General features: G+C 59.6%; 1 pseudogene. It reads left to right on the top strand.

The annotated features are described in order from the left end of the window. Window positions 1-136 precede the first annotated feature (136 nt). A pseudogene (locus tag J5M71_RS27365) lies at window positions 137-503 on the top strand (phosphate ABC transporter permease); the annotation flags it as partial.

Below are 503 nucleotides of genomic sequence, written 5' to 3'. Positions count from 1 at the left end.
GACCCGACGCCTTGGCGAGCAGAAGCGCTCCTGCAACCACCAAATTCTCGACTCCGCTGCCGGACTTCCGGCTGGCGGATTTGCTGCGTCACTGCACTGTCATCTTTCTGTCATACAGGATCGCTAGGGTGTGCGCATGAATGATCTGGCCAATTCCCCAATGACTACGTCTTCCCCTCCCAAGCGCATTGATTTCAATACGCCTGAGCTGCAACGCAAGCGCCGCATCCGCGCGCTCAAGGATCGCTTCACCCGTTGGTACGTCCTCGTGGGCGGCCTGGCGGTGCTCGCGGCCATCACCCTGATCTTCTTCTTCCTCGCTTACGTTGTAGCGCCGTTGTTTCAAGGTGCCGACCTGACCGCGAAAGACTCGATCACCCCGGCCTGGATGCAGGACGCCGGCAAGCCGCTGATGATCTCGCTCGAAGAGCAGAATCAGGTAGCCATGCGTGTGTCCGACAAGGGCCAGGCGCTGTTCTTCGATCTCGACAGTGGCGCTGAAT

Origin of the sequence: Pseudomonas sp. 43(2021) (genome assembly GCF_017490805.1) — a bacterium.
Lineage (GTDB): Bacteria > Pseudomonadota > Gammaproteobacteria > Pseudomonadales > Pseudomonadaceae > Aquipseudomonas.
This window is presented reverse-complemented; position numbering and strand designations above follow the sequence as displayed.